This window comes from Streptomyces sp. NPDC024687 (genome assembly GCF_055559055.1).
Genome location: NZ_JBVHLJ010000003.1, coordinates 229,795 through 250,271 on the forward strand (window position 1 = coordinate 229,795; position 20,477 = coordinate 250,271).

Here is a 20,477-nt window from a genome sequence, read left to right on the forward strand (position 1 = left end):
ACCGCACAAACCTAGGCTTTCCCAAGAATCCCCGACGACGTGGAGACTGATATGCCAGACGCCATCTATGCCGAAGGCCTGGTCAAGACCTTCGGAGACGTAAAGGCTCTGGACGGCGTCGACCTCGATGTCCCGGAAGGCACCGTCCTGGGCCTCCTCGGACCGAACGGCGCGGGCAAGACGACGGCCGTCCGCTGCCTGACGACCCTGCTCAAGCCCGACCGCGGCTCGGCGGTCGTCGCCGGCATCGACGTCCTCAAGCACCCCGACGACGTACGACGCTCCATCGGACTCTCCGGCCAGTTCGCGGCGGTCGACGAATACCTCACCGGCCGCGAGAACCTCCAGATGGTCGGCCAGCTCTACCAGATGAAGGCCAAGCCGGCGAAGGCCCGCGCGACCGAACTGCTGGAGCAGTTCGACCTCGCCGACGCGGCCGACCGCCCCACCAAGACCTACTCCGGCGGTATGCGCCGCCGCCTCGACCTCGCGGCCGCCCTGGTGGTCTCACCGCCCGTCATGTTCATGGACGAGCCGACTACCGGCCTCGACCCGCGCAACCGCCAACTGCTGTGGGAGGTCATCAAACAGCTGGTCTCCGGGGGGACGACCCTGCTGCTGACCACCCAGTACCTGGAGGAGGCCGACCACCTCGCCCACGAGATCGCCGTCGTCGACCAGGGCCGTGTCATCGCCACCGGGACCTCCGACCAGCTCAAGGCCCGCACCGGCGGCGAACGCGTCGAGGTCGTCGTGCACGAGCGCGAGCACATCCAGGCCGCTTCCGAGATCCTGCGCGGCTTCGGCAAGGGTGACACCACGGTCGAGGACCACATGCGCAAGCTCACCGTGCCCGTCACCGGCGGCGCCAAGCTGCTCGCCGAGGTCATCCGCGAGCTCGACACCCGGGGCATCGAGATAGACGACATCGGCCTGCGCAGGCCCACCCTCGACGACGTCTTCCTGTCACTGACGGGACACGCGGCCGAGGTCAAGGACGAGGCGAGCGACAAGGAGACCGCCAAGTGAGCATGATGAACGACTCCCTGGTCATCGCCCGACGGAACCTGATCCGCATGACCCGGATCCCCGAGATGATCCTCTTCGGGCTGATCCAGCCCATCATGTTCGTCGTCCTCTTCACGTACGTATTCGGCGGCTCGATGAAGATCGGCGACAGCACCGACCCGGACGTCTACAAGAACTTCCTGATGGCCGGCATCTTCGCGCAGACCGTCACGTTCGCGACCGCGGGCGCCGGCGCGGGCATCGCCGACGACATGCACAAGGGGCTCATCGACCGCTTCCGCTCGCTGCCGATGGCGCGCGGCGCGGTGCTGACCGGCCGTACCGTCGCCGACCTCGTGCAGACCGCCCTGACCCTGCTGGTCCTGGCGCTGGTCGCCCTGGTCGTCGGCTGGTGTCCCGGCTCCGTGGACCCGACGAACCTGGGCAAGATCCTCGGCGGCTTCGGCCTGCTCCTCCTGCTGGGGTACGCCTTCACCTGGATCGGGGCCCTGATCGGCCTGTCCGTGCGGACCCCGGAGGCGGCCACGTCCGGAGGACTGATCTGGCTCTTCCCGGTGACGTTCATCTCGAGCGCCTTCGTGGACTCCGCCCAGATGACGCCGTGGCTGCGTCACATCGCCGAGTGGAATCCGTTCAGCGCCACCGTGCAGGCCTGCCGTCTGCTCTTCGGCGACCCCGGTCTGTCCCAGTCCGAGGCCTGGCCCATGCAGCACCCGGTCTGGGCCTCGCTGATCTACTCGGTCCTGATCATCGTCATCTTCAGAACCCTGGCGGTCCGCAAGTACCGCTCGGCCACCGCATGACAAAGCCCCCGGCGCCGCCAGGGCGCCGGGGGCCCGTCAAAGGCAGACGGTCGGCCGGGGTCAGGCGTTGTAGGGCTCGGCCTTGAGGATGGTCACGGAGGCCTTCTTGCCGTTGGGCAGTTCGTACTCCGCGTTCTCACCGACCTTGTGGCCGATCACGCCGGAGCCCAGCGGGGACTGCGGCGAGTAGGTCTCGACGTCCGAGCTCGCGTACTCGCGCGAGGCGAGCAGGAAGGTCATGGTGTCGTCCTCGTCGCCGTCGAAGGCGATCGTCACGACCATCCCGGGCGCCACCGTGCCGTCCGCGGACGCCGGGGCCTCGCCGACCTTGGCCTTCTCCAGGAGCTGGGTCAGCTGCCGGATGCGGAGCTCCTGCTTGCCCTGCTCTTCCTTGGCCGCGTGATACCCGCCGTTCTCGCGCAGGTCGCCCTCCTCGCGCGCTGCCGCGATCTTCGCGGTGACTTCCTCGCGCGCGGGACCAGACAGGTACGCCAGCTCTTCCTTGAGCTTGGTGTACGCCTCCTGCGTAAGCCAGGTGACGTCTTCGCTGGTCTGGGTCACAGGTGCTCCTCGTAGGTACTGGGAATACAAAGCATCGCCCTACCCAGAAGAATGGTCCTTCACGGATGGGCGAAACCACGAGCCTAACAATTCAGGAGCCGAAGGGGGAGGACATAAGCCATCAGAAATACGTCGACGCAGGTCAGCGTCCAGGTATCGAGGGTGACCTCAGTCGGCGTGACAGCCCAGCAGCTCGGCCGTGGTGCCCGGGGCCGTCGTGCGGAGCGTGACGACCTTGTCGATGCGGGTGGCGTCACCGTCGAAACGGAAGTCGGCCCGGCCCACCTCGGTGCCGTCCGCCGCCTGGGAGCGGACCGTGCAGTAGCCGGAGGCGCCGGAGTCCTTGCGGACCTCCAGATGCACCTGGACCGCGGAGTTCGTCGCGTCGAAGGCGATCACCTCGCCGCTGATCTTGTTCTGGCCGACGTAGTGGTACGCGAAGTAACCGATCAACGCGAGCAGCAGGGCTCCGAGCACGGCGCCGGCGATCTTGAGCTTGCGGTCGGCACGCTCGTCCGAGGAGCGGCCGTAGCGACCCTCGGGCAGCCGTGTGCTCGCCGTACTCATGATCGTCTCCCTGGAAACCGGGCCGCGGAATTAATCGCCCCCCGATTCGGTCACTATAGAAGCCGCCGTTCGCACCCGAAGACACCGGGGGCGCTGACTTACGAGGATTGAGTCTTGACTGACCAGCTGCGACTGATGGCCGTGCACGCCCACCCCGACGACGAGTCGAGCAAGGGCGCGGCCACCATGGCGAAGTACGTGTCCGAGGGGGTGGACGTGCTGGTCGTGACCTGCACGGGTGGGGAGCGCGGCTCCATCCTCAATCCGAAGCTCCAGGGCGACACGTACATCGAGGAGCACATCCACGAGGTACGCAAGAAGGAGATGGACGAGGCCCGCGAGATCCTCGGCGTCCGGCAGGAGTGGCTCGGCTTCGTCGACTCCGGCCTGCCCGAGGGCGACCCGCTGCCGCCGCTGCCCGAGGGCTGCTTCGCCCTGGAGGACGTCGACAAGGCGGCCGGTGAGCTGGTGAAGCAGATCCGCGCCTTCCGTCCCCAGGTGATCACCACCTACGACGAGAACGGCGGCTACCCGCACCCCGACCACATCATGACCCACAAGATCTCGATGGTGGCGTTCGAGGGTGCGGCGGACACCGAGAAGTTTCCCGAGTCCGAGTTCGGCCCGGCGTACCAGCCGCTCAAGCTCTACTACAACCAGGGCTTCAACCGTCCCCGCACCGAGGCGCTGCACCACGCGCTGATCGAGCGCGGCATGGAGTCGCCGTACGGGGACTGGCTCAAGCGCTGGGACGAGTCGCCGATGCGCGACCGCACTCTGACCACGCACATCCCGTGCGCGGAGTTCTTCGAGATCCGCGACAAGGCGCTGATCGCGCACGCCACCCAGATCGACCCCGACGGCGGTTGGTTCCGGGTGCCGATGGAGATCCAGAAGGAGGTCTGGCCGACGGAGGAGTACGAGCTCGCGAAGTCCCTCGTCGATACCTCCCTCCCCGAGGACGACCTCTTTGCGGGCATCCGCGACAATGCCTGACATGAGCGCAAGCGCAAGCCTGGCAATGACGCACCTCGTGACCTTCGCCAAGGAGGTCGACGAGGACAAGGTCACCCCCGGCGTCCTCGGCTTCATCGTCTTCGCGGCGATGGCCCTGGCGGTGTGGGCCCTGATGAAGTCCATGAGCAAGCACATGAACAAGGTCGACTTCAAGGAGTCCCCGGACGAGGCCTCCGCCAAGGAGACCGCCGAGAGCCCGTCCGGCAAGGCCTCACCGGCCAAGGGCTGACCCACGCGGCGGCGACGGGAGGGGACGACCGAGGCCCCTCCCGTCATCGGCCGTGCCCGGCCCGGCGACAGCAGGTCGATGGCCGTCCAGGAGCTGTGCGAGGCGGGTGTACGACGGGTGTGGCGCGCGCGTGACCCCCTGGGGGCGTGGTTACCACTCCAGGGCCGGTCCGGCACCGGCCCCCGCGGGGCCCGCAGGGCAGACCCACCGTGCGCGTCACCCCCCGCGGGGCCCGCAGGGCAGGCCCACCGTGCGCCTCACCCCCCGCCGGGCCCGCAGGGCAGACCCCCTGCGCCTCACCCCCGCGCTGGGGCCACCTCCACCCCCATCACCTCCCGTGCATGACGGTTCGGGACCATTCCCAGACGCCATGCCTGCCACCCCGTGTCCAGGTTCACCCCGCGCTCCAGCAGCAGCCCGTACGCCCCCACGTAGTCGTCCAGCTTCTCGTCCCGGGCGCCGTGCTCCCGGCGGCTCAGTTCCGCCAGCTCCTCCTGGGCGACCGCCGCGCCGATCTCCACGCCGCCCGGTGCCGCGTACGGCAGCAGGGTGCAGCGCAGGAAGCGGGCCCAGTCCTCGCCCCGCTGGTCGCCGTAGGAGGCGAACAGGGCCACCGCCTCGTCGCACAGCGCGAGGGCCTGCGGGGTACGGCCGTTACCCGCGTCCACCACCGCCAGTTCCAGGCAGGTCCACGCCTCGCCATGGGCGACGCCGATGCGCTGGAAGTCGGCGCGGGCATCCACCAGAAGCTGGCGGGCGAAGCCCGAGTTGCGCAACGAGCCGGTCTGCGCGGCCCGTTGGTCACGGGTGGCACGGGCCGAGTGGTGCCGGGCGCAGGCCAGGCCGTAGACGTCCCGCATCCGGGAGAACATCGTGCGCGAGCGCTCCAGCTCGCGGACCGCGAGGTCCAGGCTGCCTGTCTCCTCCAGCGCCTGGCCCAGGTAGTACACCGTCCACGCCTCGCCCCGCGCGTCCTCGTTGTCGCGGTGCCGGGAGGCCGCCTGGCGCAGCCCGTCCACCGCCGCCGACGGATCCCCGGCGACCAGGCGGGCCCGCGCCAGCTGGGTCAGCGCCCACGCCTCGCCTCGCGCGTCGCGGGTGCGGCCGTACAGGTCGAGGGCGGTTCTGAGTTCCGACTCCGCGCGCGGTACGTCGCCCATGCGCAGGGCCAGCTGGCCGAGCTGGAAGTGGGCCCAGGCCTCGCCGTGGACGGACTCGCCCGCGCGGTGCAGGACCAGGGAACGGGTGAGGAGGTCCAGGGACTCGGCCACCCGCCCGCGGTCGCGTTCGACGGCTGCCAGGGCGTGCATGGTCCAGGCACGGTCCGTGGCCAGTTCGGGAGGCGACTGCAGGGCCAGCGCCTCCTGGAGCCTCGCCGCCGCCTCGGTCAGCTGGCCCTGGTGGTGCAGGGTGATGCCCAGGGAGCACAGGGCACGCGCTGCCCCCGCGTCGTGATGGGCCTCCATGTAGAGATCGACCACCGAGGTCAGGGTGGTACGGGCCTTGTCCAGCTCACCCAGCTGGCGGGCGGCGATACCGGTGCGCCACTGCACCGAGCGCACCAGCAGCCCCTGGTCCACCGCCTGCGCCAACTCGCTGATCTCGCCGAGCCGGTAGAGGTCGCCGCGCAGCAGGCAGTAGTCGCACAGCGCGCCCAGAAGGTTGAGAACCGCCCCCTGGTTGACGCCCTCCGCGTGCCTGAGCGCCGCCGTGATGAAGCTCGACTCGTCGTCCAGCCAGCGCAGTGCCTCGTCGAGGGAGGTGAAACCGTGCGGGCTGAAACGGTCCGAGCGGGTCGACATGTTGCCGTCGACCAGGCGCAGCACAGAGTCGGCGAGATCGGCGTAGTTGACGATGAGGCGTTCCTGCGCGGCCGTGCGCTCGGCCGGCTCCTCCTCGTCCACCAGTCTGGCCTGGGCGAACGCGCGGACCGAGTCGTGGACGCGGTAACGGCTGCCGCGGACGTGGTCGATCAGCCCCGCCCGGGCCAGCGCCGTCAGATGCCGGGTCGCCTCCGTCTCGTCGGTGGCCAGCAGCGCGGCGGCCGCGGCGGCGCCGAGCGAGGACCGGCCGGCCAGCGCGAGCCGCCGCAGCAGCCGGCGGGCCGGCTCCGACTGGTCCGTGTAGCGCAGCCACAGAGCGCGTTCCACGGGCCCGACCGGGCCGTACGCGCCCAGATCCGCGGCGAGTTGGCGCGGGGAGCGGGGGCCCAGGGACGAGCCCGCGATGCGCAGGGCCAGGGGCAGGCCGCCGCACAGCTCCCTGATCCGGTCGGCGGACTGGGCGTCGTAGGGGCCGGTGGCGGACTGCGCGGCCGCGCCCAGGAGCTCCTCGGCGCCCGCCGCGTCCATGGCCTCGACCGTAAGCTCGTGCACCTGGGCGGCGAGGTCCGACGGCAGGCCGAGCGGCTCGCGCGCGGTGACCAGGACCAGGCTGTCGGAACGCTCCGGGACGAGCGTGCGGACCTGCTCGGGGTCCGAGGCGTCGTCCAGCACGATCGTCACGGGCAGGCCGGTCAGATGCTGGTGGTACAGCTCGCTCAGCCGCTTGACCTGCTGGTCCGGGGAGGAACGTTCACGGAACAGCAGCTGTTCGCGCGGGGCGCCGAGCCGGTTCAGCAGATGCAGCAGCGCGTCCCGGGTGGAGAGCGGGGACTCGTCCGGGTTGTCGCCGCGCAGGTCCACGACGCAGGCGCCGCGGAAGTAGTCCTTGAGATCGTGCGCCGCCCGCACGGCCAGTGCCGTACGGCCGCTGCCGGGCGGTCCGTGCAGCACGACCACCGTGGGCCGGGTCTCGGTGGTCGCGCGCGAGGCCTGCACCCACTGCCGGATACGGCCCATCTCCGTCCGCCGGTCCGCGAACTCGCCCATCCGCTCGGGAAGGTGACCGAACGACTGCTCCAGCACACTCCTCCCGCGGGCCGCCGCGCTCTTGTCGGTGCCGCGCAGCCGCGGGCCCGCCTTCTTCGGACCGGTCGACGCGCTCAGCACCCGCTGCTGGTCGAGGAAGGGCCGGATTCCCCGTACCTCCAGGGCCGTCAGCCACTGCAGCCGCAGCTGTTCCGGGCCGCCGGGCTGGCCGAGGGCGCCCGCCCGGTGGTGCGCGGCCGGCAGATGCGAGCCGGCCACCTTCACCACGGTCGCCGCCGCACCCACCACCCCTACGACCACGCCCGCGCCCAGCGCGGTGCCCGCGTCGGTGCCGAGCGCCAGGTCGGCCACGGCGGCGGCCAGCGCGGCGACCGCGGCCACCAGCAGCGGAGTCCCGGACGCCTCCTTCGCGTACCGCTGCCCGAAGCTGAGCTGACCGGCCTGCGCCTCGTCCAGCGCGCGGGTGTAGGCCTCGTACTCCTCGGCGGACGTCTGCGCCATCGCGTCCAGCGATCCCCGGGCCCGCGCGAGCAGCACGGCCCCGTCGACCCGCCCGCCCGACCGCCGCACCTCCTCCTCGACGGCCCGCCCCAACAGCCGTTCGGCTTCCGCCCGATGACTGTCCCGCATGTCACTTCCCCCTCCGGCGGACAACGGCTTTCTTGGTCAAGTGTGCTGCGGACGGGGCACGGGGGCGAGAGGGCAAAGGCGCCCCGTCGTCGTGAAGGGTTGGTGAATCGAGGCTGTGGGCTGCCTGTATGGCTATCGTGATCACAGACATCACGGGGAAAGACGGGGATCACATGACTGCGGAGAACAACGCGCCGACGGGCCCGCCGCAGGGGCCCCACCAACAGCCGCGCTGGGCCTGGTGGGTTGTCGGGATCGTCGTACCGGTCGTGGGAATCCTCGTCACGGTGCTGTTGAGCCGCCAGGGTTCGTCGAACGACGACAAGGGCGACACCGGTGCCGGCGGAGCCGGGAGCGTGCAGTCGGCGCCCACCACGCCGCAGTCCGGCAGCTCGCCGTCGTCCGACTCCGCCGAGGAGGGGCCCGCGAAGAGCGCGCCGGCCGACCGGGTGCGGTTCGGCCCGGCCGTCGTGGAGGCCGACACCACCAACTCGGGGTCGTACATCGAACTCGACACGTCCCCGCCGATCGTGTCGGGCACGGACATCAAGGGCGGCGACATCATCTTCGGGGCGTCCATCGGCGACCCGAACCTGTTCGTGCCCGGTTCCGCCTCCAACCTGGCGCCCCTGCCCGGCTCGGGGGCCGCGCCGACGGCCGAGGAGTGCGCCGAGAGCGTCGACCGCAACGGCACCTACACCGCGGAGGTGAAGCGCGGTGACCGTTTCTGCCTGCTGACCGACGGGGGCCGGGTCGCCTACCTCCGCGTCGTCACCGCACCGAGCAGCGGCACGGGAAAGCTCGACGTCACGGTGTGGGAGACGCCTGACGCCTGACTCCGGGGTACTGCGGCAGGATGGACACCATGCCGAACCGACTGGCCCACGAGACGTCCCCCTACCTTCTCCAGCACGCGGACAACCCCGTCGACTGGTGGCCCTGGTCGGCCGAGGCCTTCGAGGAGGCCCGGAAGGCCGACAAACCCGTCCTGCTGAGCGTCGGGTACGCGAGTTGCCACTGGTGTCATGTCATGGCCCACGAGTCCTTCGAGGACCGGGAGACCGCCGACTTCCTCAACGCGCACTTCGTCAACATCAAGGTCGACCGCGAGGAACGCCCCGACGTCGACGCCGTCTACATGGAGGCCGTGCAGGCCGCCACCGGGCAGGGTGGCTGGCCCATGACCGTGTTTCTGACCCCGGACGCCGAGCCCTTCTACTTCGGCACCTACTTCCCGCCCTCCCCCCGTCAGGGCATGCCCTCCTTCCGGCAGGTCCTGGAAGGGGTCCGGGCCGCCTGGACCGACCGGCGGGACGAGGTCGCCGAGGTCGCCGGGAAGATCGTGCGGGACCTCGCCGGGCGGGAGATCTCCTACGGCGACTCGCAGGCCCCCGGCGAGGAGCAGCTCGCCGCGGCGCTGCTCGGGCTGACGCGGGAGTACGACGAGCAGCGCGGCGGGTTCGGCGGGGCGCCGAAGTTCCCGCCGTCCATGGTCGTGGAGTTCCTGCTGCGGCACCACGCCCGCACCGGCGCCGAGGGCGCTCTGCAGATGGCCCGGGACACCTGTGAGCGGATGGCCCGCGGCGGTATCCACGACCAGCTCGGCGGCGGCTTCGCCCGCTACTCCGTCGACCGCGACTGGATCGTGCCGCACTTCGAGAAGATGCTGTACGACAACGCCCTGCTGTGCCGCGTCTACGCCCACCTGTGGCGGTCCACCGCCCGCGACGGAGTCGCTGATGAATGCAGCGACCTCGCCCGCCGGGTCGCGCTCGACACCGCCGACTTCATGGTGCGGGAACTGCGCACGAACGAGGGCGGGTTCGCGTCCGCCCTGGACGCCGACAGTGACGACGGGACCGGCAGGCACGTCGAGGGCGCGTACTACGTGTGGACGCCGGAGCAGTTGCGCGAGGTGCTCGGGGAGCAGGACGCCGAGGTCGCGGCGCAGTACTTCGGCGTCACCGAGGAGGGCACCTTCGAGCACGGGCAGTCCGTTCTGCAACTTCCGCAGCAGGACACCGTGTTCGACGCCGAGGCGATCGAGTCGATCAGGCGGCGGCTCCTGGACGCGCGTGCGGAGCGCCCCGCGCCCGGCCGGGACGACAAGGTCGTCGCCGCGTGGAACGGGCTCGCGATCGCCGCGCTCGCCGAGACGGGCGCCTACTTCGACCGGCCCGACCTGGTCGAGGCCGCCGTATCGGCCGCCGATCTTCTCGTGCGGGTGCATCTGGACGAGCAGGCCCGGCTGTCCCGTACCAGCAAGGACGGTCAGGTCGGGGCGAACGACGGAGTGCTGGAGGACTACGCCGATGTCGCCGAGGGCTTCCTCGCGCTCGCGTCGGTGACCGGGGAGGGGGTCTGGCTCGACTTCGCCGGGTTCCTGCTCGACCACGTGCTGACGCGGTTCACCGGGGCCGAAGGGGCGCTGTTCGACACCGCCGACGACGCCGAGCGGCTGATTCGCCGGCCGCAGGACCCGACCGACAACGCGGTGCCCTCCGGGTGGACGGCCGCGGCGGGGGCGCTGTTGTCCTACGCCGCGCAGACCGGGTCCGAGCCGCATCGCGCGGCCGCGGAGAAGGCACTCGGGGTGGTGAAGGCGCTCGGTCCCCGGGTGCCGCGGTTCATCGGGTGGGGGCTCGCGGTGGCGGAGGCATACCTCGACGGGCCGAAGGAGGTCGCGATCGTGGGGCCGGCGCTGACCGACGACGCCACAAAGGCACTGCACCGTACGGCACTTCTGGGGACCGCCCCCGGTGCCGTGGTCGCGGTGGGGACTCCGGACAGCGACGAACTCCCGCTCCTCGCCGACCGGATCCTCGTCAACGGCGAGCCCACCGCCTACGTCTGCCGGCACTTCACCTGTGAGGCGCCTACGACCGACGCGGAGGCGTTGCGGGCGGCGTTGGGCGGCTAGCCTCCGCCAGGGCGTTCGCCACGATCGCCTCCAGTTGTTCGTGGTGTGCGCCCTTCCAGTAGGCGCGGCCGCACTCCTGGCACTGTGCGAAGACGTCGTACGACCGTTCCGTGCCGCCCTCCAGCCGGTCCGCCACCTGCTCCTTGGTGGCCTCGCGGAGCAGGCCGTTGCAGGCTGTGCAGCGGGTCCAGGGGCGTAGTTCGGGGCGGAAGCGGTCCAGGACGTCGCGGAGTTGGTCCTCGGGGCGGGTGCTGTAGACGAAGGCGCCCGCCCAGAGTTCCCTGCGGTGCAGCAAGCCCCGGTCGCGGCTGAGCAGGACCCGTTTCTCGGTCGCCGAGCGGGTGGCGAGGGCGGGGTCGCCGATGTCCAGTGACTCGTACGCCGTGTCCACGCCGAGCAGGCGCAGGCGGCGGGCGAGGGTGCCGAGGTGGACGTCGAGGAGGAAGCGCAGGGGAGCGCCGGGGATCTGCTGGGGGCGGGTGACGGCCGTGATCTCCACGCGGTCGCCCGCGGCGGGGACGTAGGACCGCGGGACCTCGCGGCCGTTGACCCTGAGGGCCCCGACCTCGGTGAGCGGGACGCCGGTGGACTCGACGACGTGGCCGAGGGAGGAGACGCCGTCGGTGGTGAGGGCGGTGGGCCCCCGGCGGCGGCCGCTCGCGACGAACACGGCCAGGCCGGGGGCGAACTCGACGTGGATCTCGGGACCGTTCACCCGGTCAGGATGCCACGGCGGGGCAGTGCGGCTTCAGGGCTTTTTCGTCGGCAGGCCCTGGTCCAGGACGTCCAGGGCCTGGTCCACGAGGTCGCGCATGTCGCCCTCGAAGCCGTTCTCCGCCCAGTACATGGAGACCTCCATGAGGCCGCCGATGAGGGACATCGCGTAGACGCGGATCTGGAGGCTGTCCGCGGACAGGCCGGAGCGTTCGGCGAGGGCCTCGCGGAGCAGGCGCCCGGTCTGCGACATGCTCTCGAGCATCCGGGCGCGGACCGCGGGGACCTGGACCCCGAGGTGGGCGCGGACGCGGATCGCCTCCGGGTCCTCGGCCATGGTGCCGTCGATGGCCAGGCGCATCACGTGCCGCAGCGAGTCCATCCACGGCTCGTCAGCGGGCCGGGCGCGCAGTTCCTCGGCCAGCAGAGGGTCGTACTCGTCCGTGAGGACGATGTCCTCCTTGGTCGGGAAGTAGCGGAAGACGGTCGACGGTGAGACCTCGGCCCGCTCGGCGATCTGCTCGACGGTCGTGGCGTCGTAGCCCTGTTCCTTGATCAGCGCGTAGGTCGCGGTGCGGATCGCCTCGCGGGTCTTGATCTTCTTGCGCTCACGGAGACCCAGTTGGGGGCGGTCGGCGGGGGAGAGAGGGGAGCGTGCGGCCGTCATGGGGTTCATTGTCGGGCATCGGCCTCCTCGGCAGCCATGTCCGGGGTGGTGGGGGCCTCGGCGGGGCGGGGGGTGCCCGGCAGGAAGGCCGCGGCGAGCAGTGCGGCGACGAGGGCCGCGATCCCGCAGACCAGGAGGACGACGTCCATGCCGTGGACGTAGGCGCTGTTCGCGGAGGCCAGCAGATCGGCCGAGCCGGTGTTCTGGGCGACCATGTGTGCCGCGACCACGGACTCCCCGGCGGTGTCGGCGGCCCCGGCGGGCAGTCCGGTGACGTCGAGGCGGTCCCGGAAGGTGCCGGCGAGGAGGCTGCCGAGGAGGGCGATGCCGATCGCGCCGCCGACCTGGCGCATGGTCATCAGGAGTCCGGAGCCGCTGCCGGCGCGGTTGCGGGGCAGGGCGCTGAGGCCGCCGTTCATGGCGGGGATGAGGGAGAGGCCGAAGCCGAAGCCGGTGAGGGCGAGCCACAGCGCGACGAATCCGTAGCCGGAGTCGACGGTCGTACGGCTGCCGAGGAGCCCGGCGAAGGCCAGTACCACCAGGCCGGCGCTCACCGTGGGGCGTGCGCCGAAGCGGGCGACGATCTTGGGGGCGAGGCGGGAGGCGAGCAGCAGTCCGCCCATCATCGGCAGCAGCCGGACGCCGGTGCCGAGGGCGTCGTGGCCGAGGACGGCCTGGAGGAAGGGCGGGAGGACGAACAGCAGGCCGGTCAGGATGAAGTTCACCAGGGTCGCGGCGACGGTGTTGAAGAGGAAGCCGCGGTGGGTGAGCAGGGTCATGTCGAGCATGGGGCGCCGGACGCGCCGTTCGCGTACGACCAGCCCGGCGATCAGGACGACGGACGCCGCGAGGATGCCGAGGACCAGCGGGTCGCCCCAGCCGCGGGTGGGGGCCTCGATGATCGCGTAGACGAGGGCGCCGAGGCCGCTGACGGTGAGCGCGGCGGAGGGGGCGTCGACCTTGGGGGAGGACGGGTCGCGGGTCTCGGGGAGGAGGAAGACGCAGGCGGCGATGCCGATCGCGGCCATCGGGACGTTGACCAGGAAGACCGAGCCCCACCAGAAGTGGTTCAGCAGCCAGCCGCCGATGATCGGGCCGAGCGGCAGGCCGAGCGCGGAGGCGGCGGAGACGATGCCGACGGCCTTGGTGCGTTCGTCGGGGGCGAAGAGCGTGGGCAGCACGGAGAGCGCGAGCGGGGTGACGAGGGCGCCGCCGACGCCCATCACCGCGCGGGCGGCGATCACCGCGTTCACATCGCCGGCCAGTGCGCCGACCAGTGATCCGGCGAGGAAGATCGCGAGTCCGGTGATCAGCATGCGGCGCCGTCCGAACCGGTCGCCGAGCAGGCCCGCGGGGAGCATCAGGGCCGCGAAGACGACGACGTAGGCGTCCGCCATCCACTGCTGCGCGCCGGTGCTCGCGTCGAGGTCGGCGGCCATGGTCGGCAGCGCCACATTGAGGATCGTGAGGTCGAAGCCGAGCGTCAGCATGCTCGCGACGAGGGCGGCCAGGGCCCACCAGCGACGGGGGTCCGGAGTGAAGGTTTCCATGAAATGAGAGTAACTCTCAAAAGTTAGACACTGTCAATCGGGTTCGGCATGCAAAATCGGCATGCAAAAAGGGCCACGGCTCGGAAGCCGTGACCCTCGAAGGGCGCGGAACGGTCTACGGGTGCTGGTACGCCACCAGCGAGATGCCGATGTAGTGGACGGCGAAGGCGGCCACGGTGAGGGAGTGGAAGACCTCGTGGAAGCCGAACCAGCGCGGTGAGGGGTTCGGCCGCTTCAGGCCGTAGATCACACCGCCCGCGCTGTAGAGCAGGCCGCCGATGACGACCAGGACCAGGACCGCGACGCCGCCGGCGCGCATGAAGTCGGGCAGGAAGAAGACGGCGGCCCAGCCCATCGCGATGTAGCAGGGGGTGTAGAGCCAGCGCGGGGCGCCGACCCAGAAGACCCGGAAGAGGATGCCGGCCACGGCGGCACCCCAGATGCCCCACAGCAGCAGCCGCCCCTTGCTGCCGGGCAGGAGCAGCATGGTCAGCGGGGTGTAGGTGCCCGCGATGATCAGGAAGATGTTGGCGTGATCCAGCCGTCGCAGGACGCCGTCCATGCGGGGGCTCCAGGTGCCCCGGTGGTACAGCGCGCTCACGCCGAACAGCAGGCAGGCGGTCAGGGCGAAGATCCCGCAGGCGATCCGGCCTCTGGTGGAGTCGGCGAGGGCGGTGAGCGCCAGCCCCGCGACCAGTGCGGCCGGGAACATGCCGAGGTGCAGCCAGCCGCGCAGCTTCGGCTTGATGGGCTCGGCCAGGTGCTGGGCGTGCTGCTTGATCTGGTGGGGCAGGGAGGGCGTTTCGGCGTCGTGGGCGGGCGGCGTCATGCCCGGCATCGTACCTACGGGACCGTAGGTTACGCGTGAGTACGGCCTGACACCGGCCAAGAGTGGCCATCGTCTCACGGGAGTTGACCAGTAAAGAAACGGTCGAATGAACGCTACGTGTGCGCAAATAAACGCGCTGTGCCCAGAGAAAGCGTGGCGATCCTCACTCCGCTCACCTGTGATGCCCTCTGGACAGATGGGCGCTTCAGTCGGATGATCAAATGAGTGCGGTCGGCACCGGATGAGCGCCAAGGTCACCACCTGAAGGCACGAGAAGCATCCGGGTCGCAGCCCCCACGGGGCCTCCAAACAAAAAATCCCTCATCTAGGAGCAATCGTGGCGCGCGACATCGCGGCTCCCCCCGTCATCCCCACCCAGCACAAGGAACTGATCTCGTGGGTGAACGAGATCGCCGAACTGACCCAGCCGGACAGCGTGGTCTGGTGTGACGGATCCGAAGCGGAGTACGAGCGCCTGTGCGAGGAGCTCGTCGCGAAGGGCACCTTCAAGAAGCTCGACCCGATCAAACGCCCCAACTCCTACTACGCGGCCTCCGACCCGACCGACGTCGCGCGCGTCGAGGACCGCACCTTCATCTGCTCGGAGAAGGAGGAGGACGCGGGCCCGACGAACCACTGGAAGGCACCGGCGGAGATGCGGGACATCTTCACCGGGGACAAGGGCGTCTTCCGCGGTTCGATGAAGGGCCGGACGATGTACGTCGTCCCCTTCTGCATGGGCCCGCTCGGCTCCGACCTCTCCGCGATCGGCGTCGAGATCACCGACTCCGCCTACGTCGCGGTCTCCATGCGCACGATGACCCGCATGGGACAGCCGGTCCTCGACGAACTCGGCGAGGACGGCTTCTTCGTGAAGGCCGTCCACACCCTCGGGGCGCCGCTGGAGGAGGGCCAGGAGGACGTTCCCTGGCCGTGCAACTCCACCAAGTACATCTCGCACTTCCCGGAGTCCCGCGAGATCTGGTCCTACGGCTCGGGCTACGGCGGCAACGCCCTGCTCGGCAAGAAGTGCTACGCCCTGCGCATCGCGTCGGTGATGGCCCGCGACGAGGGCTGGCTCGCCGAGCACATGCTCATCCTCAAGCTCACCCCGCCGCAGGGCGAGTCCAAGTACGTCGCCGCCGCCTTCCCGAGCGCCTGCGGCAAGACCAACCTCGCCATGCTGGAGCCCACGATCTCCGGCTGGACCGTCGAGACCATCGGCGACGACATCGCCTGGATGCGGTTCGGCGAGGACGGCCGCCTCTACGCCATCAACCCCGAGGCCGGCTTCTTCGGCGTCGCGCCCGGCACCGGTGAGCACACCAACGCCAACGCGATGAAGACCCTGTGGGGCAACTCGGTCTTCACCAACGTGGCGTTGACGGACGACAACGACGTCTGGTGGGAGGGCATGACGGAGGAGACCCCGGCCCACCTGACGGACTGGAAGGGCAACGACTGGACGCCTTCCTCGGACGTCCCGGCCGCCCACCCCAACGCGCGCTTCACCACCCCCGCCGCGCAGTGCCCGATCATCGCGCCCGAGTGGGAGGACCCCAAGGGCGTGCCGATCTCGGCGATCCTCTTCGGCGGACGGCGCGCGAGCGCGGTGCCGCTGGTGACGGAGTCCTTCGACTGGAACCACGGCGTCTTCCTCGGCGCAAACGTGGCCTCCGAGAAGACCGCCGCCGCCGAGGGCAAGGTCGGCGAGCTGCGCCGCGACCCCTTCGCCATGCTGCCGTTCTGCGGCTACAACATGGGCGACTACATGGGGCACTGGGTCGACGTGGCCAAGGACAAGGACCAGTCGAAGCTCCCGAAGATCTACTACGTCAACTGGTTCCGCAAGAACGACGAGGGCAAGTTCGTCTGGCCCGGCTTCGGCGAGAACAGCCGTGTCCTGAAGTGGATCGTGGAGCGTCTGGAGGGCAAGGCCGAGGGCGTCGAGACCCCGATCGGCATCCTGCCGGCCAAGGACGCGCTCGACACCAAGGGCCTCGAACTGGCCGACTCCGACCTGGAGTTCCTGCTCACGGTCGACAAGGAGGTGTGGCGGGAGGAGGCGTCCCTGATTCCCGAGCACCTCAACACCTTCGGCGACCACACCCCGAAGGAGCTGTGGGACGAGTACCGGGCGCTGGTGCAGCGCCTGGGCTGATCCCCCGTAAACCCCCGCGGCCGGCCCCCGATGGGAGCCCTGACCCGTGATCGTCACGGGCCGGCCGCGGGTGGCGGCACGAGGGCCGTGCAGGCCCTGAGTCACGAAACAGCCCCGCACAACGGCGTGCGGGGCGTGCTGCCGGCTACACCCCGTGGGGGCGCCCGAGTCCAACACCTCCGGCCCGGATGTCGCGGGCGGCGGCTCCGGCCAGGCACCGTCAGCCACGGCACGGTCGGCGTCCGCCCGGCCACAGACATCGCCGGAGTCAGCTCGACTCCGGCACGGTTGACGTCAGCTCCGACTCCGGCACCGCCGGCCGCAGCCCGAGAGCGACCTTGCCGACGGCCGCCCGGGTTCGGATATCGCTGGACGTGGCCCGGCACCGCCGACGGCGGCTCGGACTCCGACATGGCGGGTGGCGGCCCCGGTACAGGCACCGCCAGCCCCGGACTTCGGCGTCCGCCCCGGCGTCGGCGTCGCCGGCGTCAGCACCGTCGAGGGCGGCTCCCGCCCCGACCCCCGCCGACGCCGGCCGCCGCCCCCACTCCACGCTCTCCCCCCGACACCGCCGCCCCCGGCCCCCACCCCACCCACGTCACGCGCTGATCCCGTTGTGGCCGCCCCGGTCCTCCAGGTACCTGGTGTGGGTTTCCTGGCGGCGGGCCTCCGTGTCGCGCAAGGCCGCCGCCAGGCGGTCCGCGTCCTTCTTCATGAGGCCGAGCTGCTGCTCCAGATGGAGTTCCGGGGACTCCGTTCCCGGGGTCATCCTCGTCCACCAGCGGGTCCGGGCGAAGCTGTCCACGGCCTCCGGAAGGTCTCGGCGCACGATCCGGGACAACGCGTGGACGCCCTCCGGATCGTGGGCCAGGAGTTCCCTGGACCAGTTGTGGTCCAGCAGCGCGGCCAGGAGTTCCGTCAGTTCACGCAGCCGGGCCGCCGCCGTGACCGACAGGTCGATGTCGGTCAGATAGGCGCGGACCTTCTCGAAGTCCCCCCGCACCTCGTCCAGTTGGGCCGACGGGTCCGGCAGGCCGGGCGGCGCGGGGCGTTCCGGCGGGGCGATCAACGCGCCCGCGCCGTAGAGCCCGGCCACGACCACGGGCCAGTAGGGACCCGCCACCCCCGCGAAGGTCAGCACCAGGCCGGCCAGGCCGCACGCGCTTCCCGCGATGTTCTTGCGGGACTCCAGATACCTACTGATAGCCACGGATCTCCTCGAAGGCACCGTCCAGTGAGCCCTGCCGGGCGTCGAAGAGGCGGCCGCCGGTCAGGTCGGCGATGTGGGCCAGCTCGGACCGGTCGGAGTCGCCGAAGAGGATGGGGAAGACCGGGATCCGCCGCCCGGCGGGGGTCAGGTTGTCCCGGTAGAAGTCGTCGAAGTCCCCGGCGTCGACGCCCGCCGTGTTCTCGCCGTCCGTCATCAGCACGATCGACGTGAACGTGTCGCGGTCGGCGTCGAGATGGCCGTACGCCTTCTCCAGCGAGGTGTAGATCGCGGTGTCGCCGTCGGCGGAGAGCGCCGAGGTGTCCTCGCGGATCGCGTCCAGGCCGGTCTGCGGATCCGACGGCTCGACCACATGCGTCCGTACGCTCTTCACCTCCGAGCCGAACGGCATCAGCGTGACCTCCTCGCGTTCGCGGAAGTCGCCGGTGAGGTCGGTGAGGGCCGTCTTGAGGCGGTCCAGGCGGTCGCCCTCCATCGAGCCCGAGGTGTCCAGGACGTACACGGTCCTCGACGGGCGGCGCAGCTCGTTCTCGTAGGAGTCGAGCAGGCCGTCGGCGACGGAACGGGTGCCCGGGAAGGGCAGTTCGCGGCGACGGGTGGTGTCCAGGCCGCTCGCCGGCGGGACCGAGGCGACGACCGGGCGGCGGTGGGTGCGCTCGGTGATCAGCCGCTGGACCTTCTCGGTGCGCAGGTCCTCCGTCACCCGGCGGACGTCCTCGCGGGTCCGTGTGCTCGTGGACTTGAGCGTGGTGAGCGGATAGTCGGCGGTGATCACGCCGTCGCGGGGGCGGATCACGGTCAGGCCCGGGATGCCCTTGAGGACGGACTCGTAGTTGAGCAGGGCGTCGACGTCGCCGCGCCGGTCGTACGTTGCGGCCAGCCAGCCCGAAGATCCCGAGGTCAGCTTCTGGCCCTTGAAGAACTCCTTCAGCCGGGGCGTGGCCTTGTCGACATCGGCGTCGGTGAGCGCCGACTGGGCGCCGGAGAGCGCGGAGGCCACCGAAACCAGGGTGGCGAAGCCGGAGTTGGAGCGGGCCGGATCGGTCATGCCGTACGTCAGTTTTCCGTCCTGGACGGCCTGCTCGACCTGCGCCCAGGTGACGTCCGCGGGCTTCCAGCCGAGCGTCCTCGCCGTCGCCGACTTCACCCCGATCGCGACCGGGCTCGACATGACGGGCGTCTCGGAGACCACCTTCGCGGCCGCCTCGGGGCGCAGCCGGAGGTAGTCGCTCGAGGACAGCCACAGGGCGTCGTACTGTCCGTCGGTCGTGCCCTTGGCCAGCATGTCCACGGCGTCCAGGGTGCCGATGTACGTCGGCCGGACCTTGATACCGGTGTCCTTCTCGACCCGGGCCAGAACCGGGGCCATGTCGCTCAGTTCGCTGGAGGCGAGGACACGGAGGGTGCCCGGCTCGGCGGGCCCGGGGACACCGGGCGTCGAGAGGCCGCTGATCCCGTCCTCCTGTGCCGTGCAGGCGGTGAGCAGGCCGAGCGCCGCTAGGCAGGCGGCCAGTGCGTGCCGTCTCATCCGAGGCCCCCCTCCAGCGCGCCCTGCGACCGGCTGCGCTCCAGGTACCCGCTGGCGTGCTGGAGTTCGGAGGTCAGTGACTCCACGGTCGCCGCCATCACCTCGGTCGCCTGCACCTTGTACGTGTCGATCGCGTCGAGGGTCCGGTAGATCTGCTGGAAGGCGGAGCGCAGGGTCTCGGCGCCGACCGCCGGGTCGGCGGCGATGCGCTGGATCTCCCCGCTCTGGGTCGCGAGCATCTCGGCGTTGCCCCGGATCAGGTCCTCGGTGGTCCCGCGCAGCGCGTTGACCTGCTCGACGACCTTCTTCTGGTTCTCGAGCGCGGAGGCCAGCATCACGGAGATGCGCAGCGCCGACACGGTGGTCGTGGCCGCCCGGTCGACGCCCTTGATCAGCTCCTCGTTGTTGCGGCGTACGACGTCCATGGCGAGGTAGCCCTGCGCGCAGACGGCGAGCTGGGTGAGCAGGTCCTGGTGCTTCTGCCGGACGGGGAAGAGGACGTCGGCGCGGAGCGAGTCGGCCGCCTCCGGATCTCCTGCGGCGGCGATGTGCCGCTCGACGGCCGTGTCCAGGGCCTCGGTCAGCACGACGTACTCCTGGAGCTTGCCCATGGTCTCCCACAGGCGGATCCGCTCGGTCTCCAACGCGGCGTTGTCACGGCGGAGTTCGTCCTGGCCGCCGCGCAGCGAGCCCACGATTCTGTTCAAGGTGCCTTGTGCAGAGGCGTACTTGGCCACGTGATCGCGCAGCCTGTTGCCGCCGGGGAGCCGGGACAGGAACCTGCGGCCCTTGGCAGCGGACAGGTCCCGGGGGTCCAGGTCCTCGACCACACGCCGCAGTTCGACGAGCGAGCCCGCCACCAGGGACTGCGCGTCCCCGCCCTTGTCCGGCAGGCTGCGCACGGTCCGCTCCAGCATCCGGTTGGACTGCGCGGCGGCGCTGCGCATCTCGCCGGCACCGAGCCCGGTGATCTCACCGACCTTGCCGGCGAACTCGGGCGAGCGGGCGTCGAGCGCCGCGAGCCCCTCGACGTACGCGGAGGCCTTCTCGGCCATGTCCGTGCGCACGGAGTCGTCGACGGGGACGAGCCCGCCGGCCTTCTCACGGGGCACTGGTGCGACGGCCTCGGGAGGCGTCAGGACGAAAGTGTCGTCGTTCATGGATGTCATGGCTG

17 protein-coding genes are annotated in these 20,477 nt (G+C 70.6%); 7 read left to right on the forward strand and 10 right to left on the reverse strand.

Translation table 11 applies throughout. The annotated features are described in order from the left end of the window. Positions 1–51: 51 nt before the first annotated feature. A complete protein-coding gene (locus ACZ39I_RS12895; protein WP_467244536.1) occupies positions 52–1,029 on the forward strand; it encodes an ATP-binding cassette domain-containing protein in 978 nt (325 codons plus the stop codon). Between the two features lie 5 nt (positions 1,030–1,034). Then, a complete protein-coding gene (locus ACZ39I_RS12900) occupies positions 1,035–1,832 on the forward strand; it encodes an ABC transporter permease (protein WP_467245107.1) in 798 nt (265 codons plus the stop codon). 60 nt (positions 1,833–1,892) lie between these two features. Here the strand turns inward: ACZ39I_RS12900 and greA are convergent, their stop codons facing one another. Together greA and ACZ39I_RS12910 are read right to left on the reverse strand one after the other, a co-directional pair. After that, a complete protein-coding gene (gene greA, locus ACZ39I_RS12905; protein ID WP_352388987.1) occupies positions 1,893–2,393 on the reverse strand; it encodes a transcription elongation factor GreA in 501 nt (166 codons plus the stop codon). Between the two features lie 168 nt (positions 2,394–2,561). Continuing rightward, entirely contained in the window at positions 2,562–2,960 is a 399-nt protein-coding gene (locus tag ACZ39I_RS12910; RefSeq protein WP_467244537.1) for a DUF4307 domain-containing protein, read from the reverse strand. A 135-nt stretch (positions 2,961–3,095) separates the two neighbouring features. Between ACZ39I_RS12910 and mca the strand changes: the two genes are divergently transcribed. Together mca and ACZ39I_RS12920 are read left to right on the forward strand one after the other, a co-directional pair. After that, the gene (mca, locus tag ACZ39I_RS12915) at positions 3,096–3,956 is read left to right on the forward strand and encodes a mycothiol conjugate amidase Mca (RefSeq protein WP_352389259.1); all 861 of its coding nucleotides are present in this window, start codon (positions 3,096–3,098) and stop codon (positions 3,954–3,956) included. Then, entirely contained in the window at positions 3,949–4,206 is a 258-nt protein-coding gene (locus ACZ39I_RS12920; protein ID WP_403659673.1) for a hypothetical protein, read from the forward strand. The genes mca and ACZ39I_RS12920 overlap by 8 nt, the downstream gene beginning before the upstream one ends. Before the next feature lie 296 nt (positions 4,207–4,502). Here ACZ39I_RS12920 and ACZ39I_RS12925 read toward each other — a convergent pair whose 3' ends face one another. Then, complete coding sequence (locus ACZ39I_RS12925; protein ID WP_467244538.1) at positions 4,503–7,706, reverse strand: tetratricopeptide repeat protein; 3,204 nt, start codon at positions 7,704–7,706, stop codon at positions 4,503–4,505. Between the two features lie 173 nt (positions 7,707–7,879). Between ACZ39I_RS12925 and ACZ39I_RS12930 the strand changes: the two genes are divergently transcribed. Together ACZ39I_RS12930 and ACZ39I_RS12935 are read left to right on the forward strand one after the other, a co-directional pair. Next, positions 7,880–8,542: a hypothetical protein gene (locus ACZ39I_RS12930; RefSeq protein WP_467244539.1), complete on the forward strand. Its 663-nt coding sequence runs from the start codon at positions 7,880–7,882 to the stop codon at positions 8,540–8,542. 29 nt (positions 8,543–8,571) lie between these two features. Beyond that, a complete protein-coding gene (locus tag ACZ39I_RS12935; protein ID WP_467244540.1) occupies positions 8,572–10,626 on the forward strand; it encodes a thioredoxin domain-containing protein in 2,055 nt (684 codons plus the stop codon). On the opposite strand, the gene ACZ39I_RS12940 is transcribed toward ACZ39I_RS12935, so the two are convergent. From ACZ39I_RS12940 to trhA, 4 genes are all read right to left on the reverse strand, one after another. After that, positions 10,583–11,341, reverse strand: coding sequence for a Mut7-C RNAse domain-containing protein (locus ACZ39I_RS12940; protein WP_467244541.1), 759 nt, complete (start codon positions 11,339–11,341; stop codon positions 10,583–10,585). The two genes, ACZ39I_RS12935 and ACZ39I_RS12940, sit on opposite strands and share 44 nt — an antisense overlap. Before the next feature lie 33 nt (positions 11,342–11,374). Continuing rightward, positions 11,375–12,007 carry a TetR/AcrR family transcriptional regulator gene (locus tag ACZ39I_RS12945; protein ID WP_467244542.1) on the reverse strand — a complete coding sequence of 211 codons (633 nt, stop codon included), beginning with the start codon at positions 12,005–12,007 and terminating at the stop codon, positions 11,375–11,377. 5 nt (positions 12,008–12,012) lie between these two features. Next, on the reverse strand, positions 12,013–13,557 hold the full coding sequence (locus ACZ39I_RS12950; protein ID WP_467244543.1) for an MFS transporter: 1,545 nt from the start codon (positions 13,555–13,557) through the stop codon (positions 12,013–12,015). Positions 13,558–13,672: 115 nt separating this feature from the next. Next, the gene (gene trhA / locus ACZ39I_RS12955) at positions 13,673–14,386 is read right to left on the reverse strand and encodes a PAQR family membrane homeostasis protein TrhA (RefSeq protein WP_467244544.1); all 714 of its coding nucleotides are present in this window, start codon (positions 14,384–14,386) and stop codon (positions 13,673–13,675) included. A 337-nt stretch (positions 14,387–14,723) separates the two neighbouring features. On the opposite strand from trhA, the gene ACZ39I_RS12960 reads away from it, so the two are divergent. Next, positions 14,724–16,547 carry a phosphoenolpyruvate carboxykinase (GTP) gene (locus ACZ39I_RS12960; protein WP_467244545.1) on the forward strand — a complete coding sequence of 608 codons (1,824 nt, stop codon included), beginning with the start codon at positions 14,724–14,726 and terminating at the stop codon, positions 16,545–16,547. A gap of 598 nt (positions 16,548–17,145) precedes the next feature. Here ACZ39I_RS12960 and ACZ39I_RS12965 read toward each other — a convergent pair. Genes ACZ39I_RS12965 through ACZ39I_RS12975 form a run of 3 tightly spaced genes read right to left on the reverse strand, consistent with a single transcriptional unit; the run spans position 17,146 to position 20,463 of the window. Continuing rightward, the gene (locus ACZ39I_RS12965; RefSeq protein ID WP_467244546.1) at positions 17,146–17,757 is read right to left on the reverse strand and encodes a hypothetical protein; all 612 of its coding nucleotides are present in this window, start codon (positions 17,755–17,757) and stop codon (positions 17,146–17,148) included. Then, positions 17,744–19,303, reverse strand: coding sequence for a substrate-binding and vWA domain-containing protein (locus tag ACZ39I_RS12970; protein ID WP_467244547.1), 1,560 nt, complete (start codon positions 19,301–19,303; stop codon positions 17,744–17,746). Before ACZ39I_RS12970 ends, ACZ39I_RS12965 begins: the two co-directional genes overlap by 14 nt. Continuing rightward, positions 19,300–20,463 carry a toxic anion resistance protein gene (locus ACZ39I_RS12975; RefSeq protein ID WP_467244548.1) on the reverse strand — a complete coding sequence of 388 codons (1,164 nt, stop codon included), beginning with the start codon at positions 20,461–20,463 and terminating at the stop codon, positions 19,300–19,302. The genes ACZ39I_RS12970 and ACZ39I_RS12975 overlap by 4 nt, the downstream gene beginning before the upstream one ends. Between the last annotated feature and the right edge of the window lie 14 nt (positions 20,464–20,477).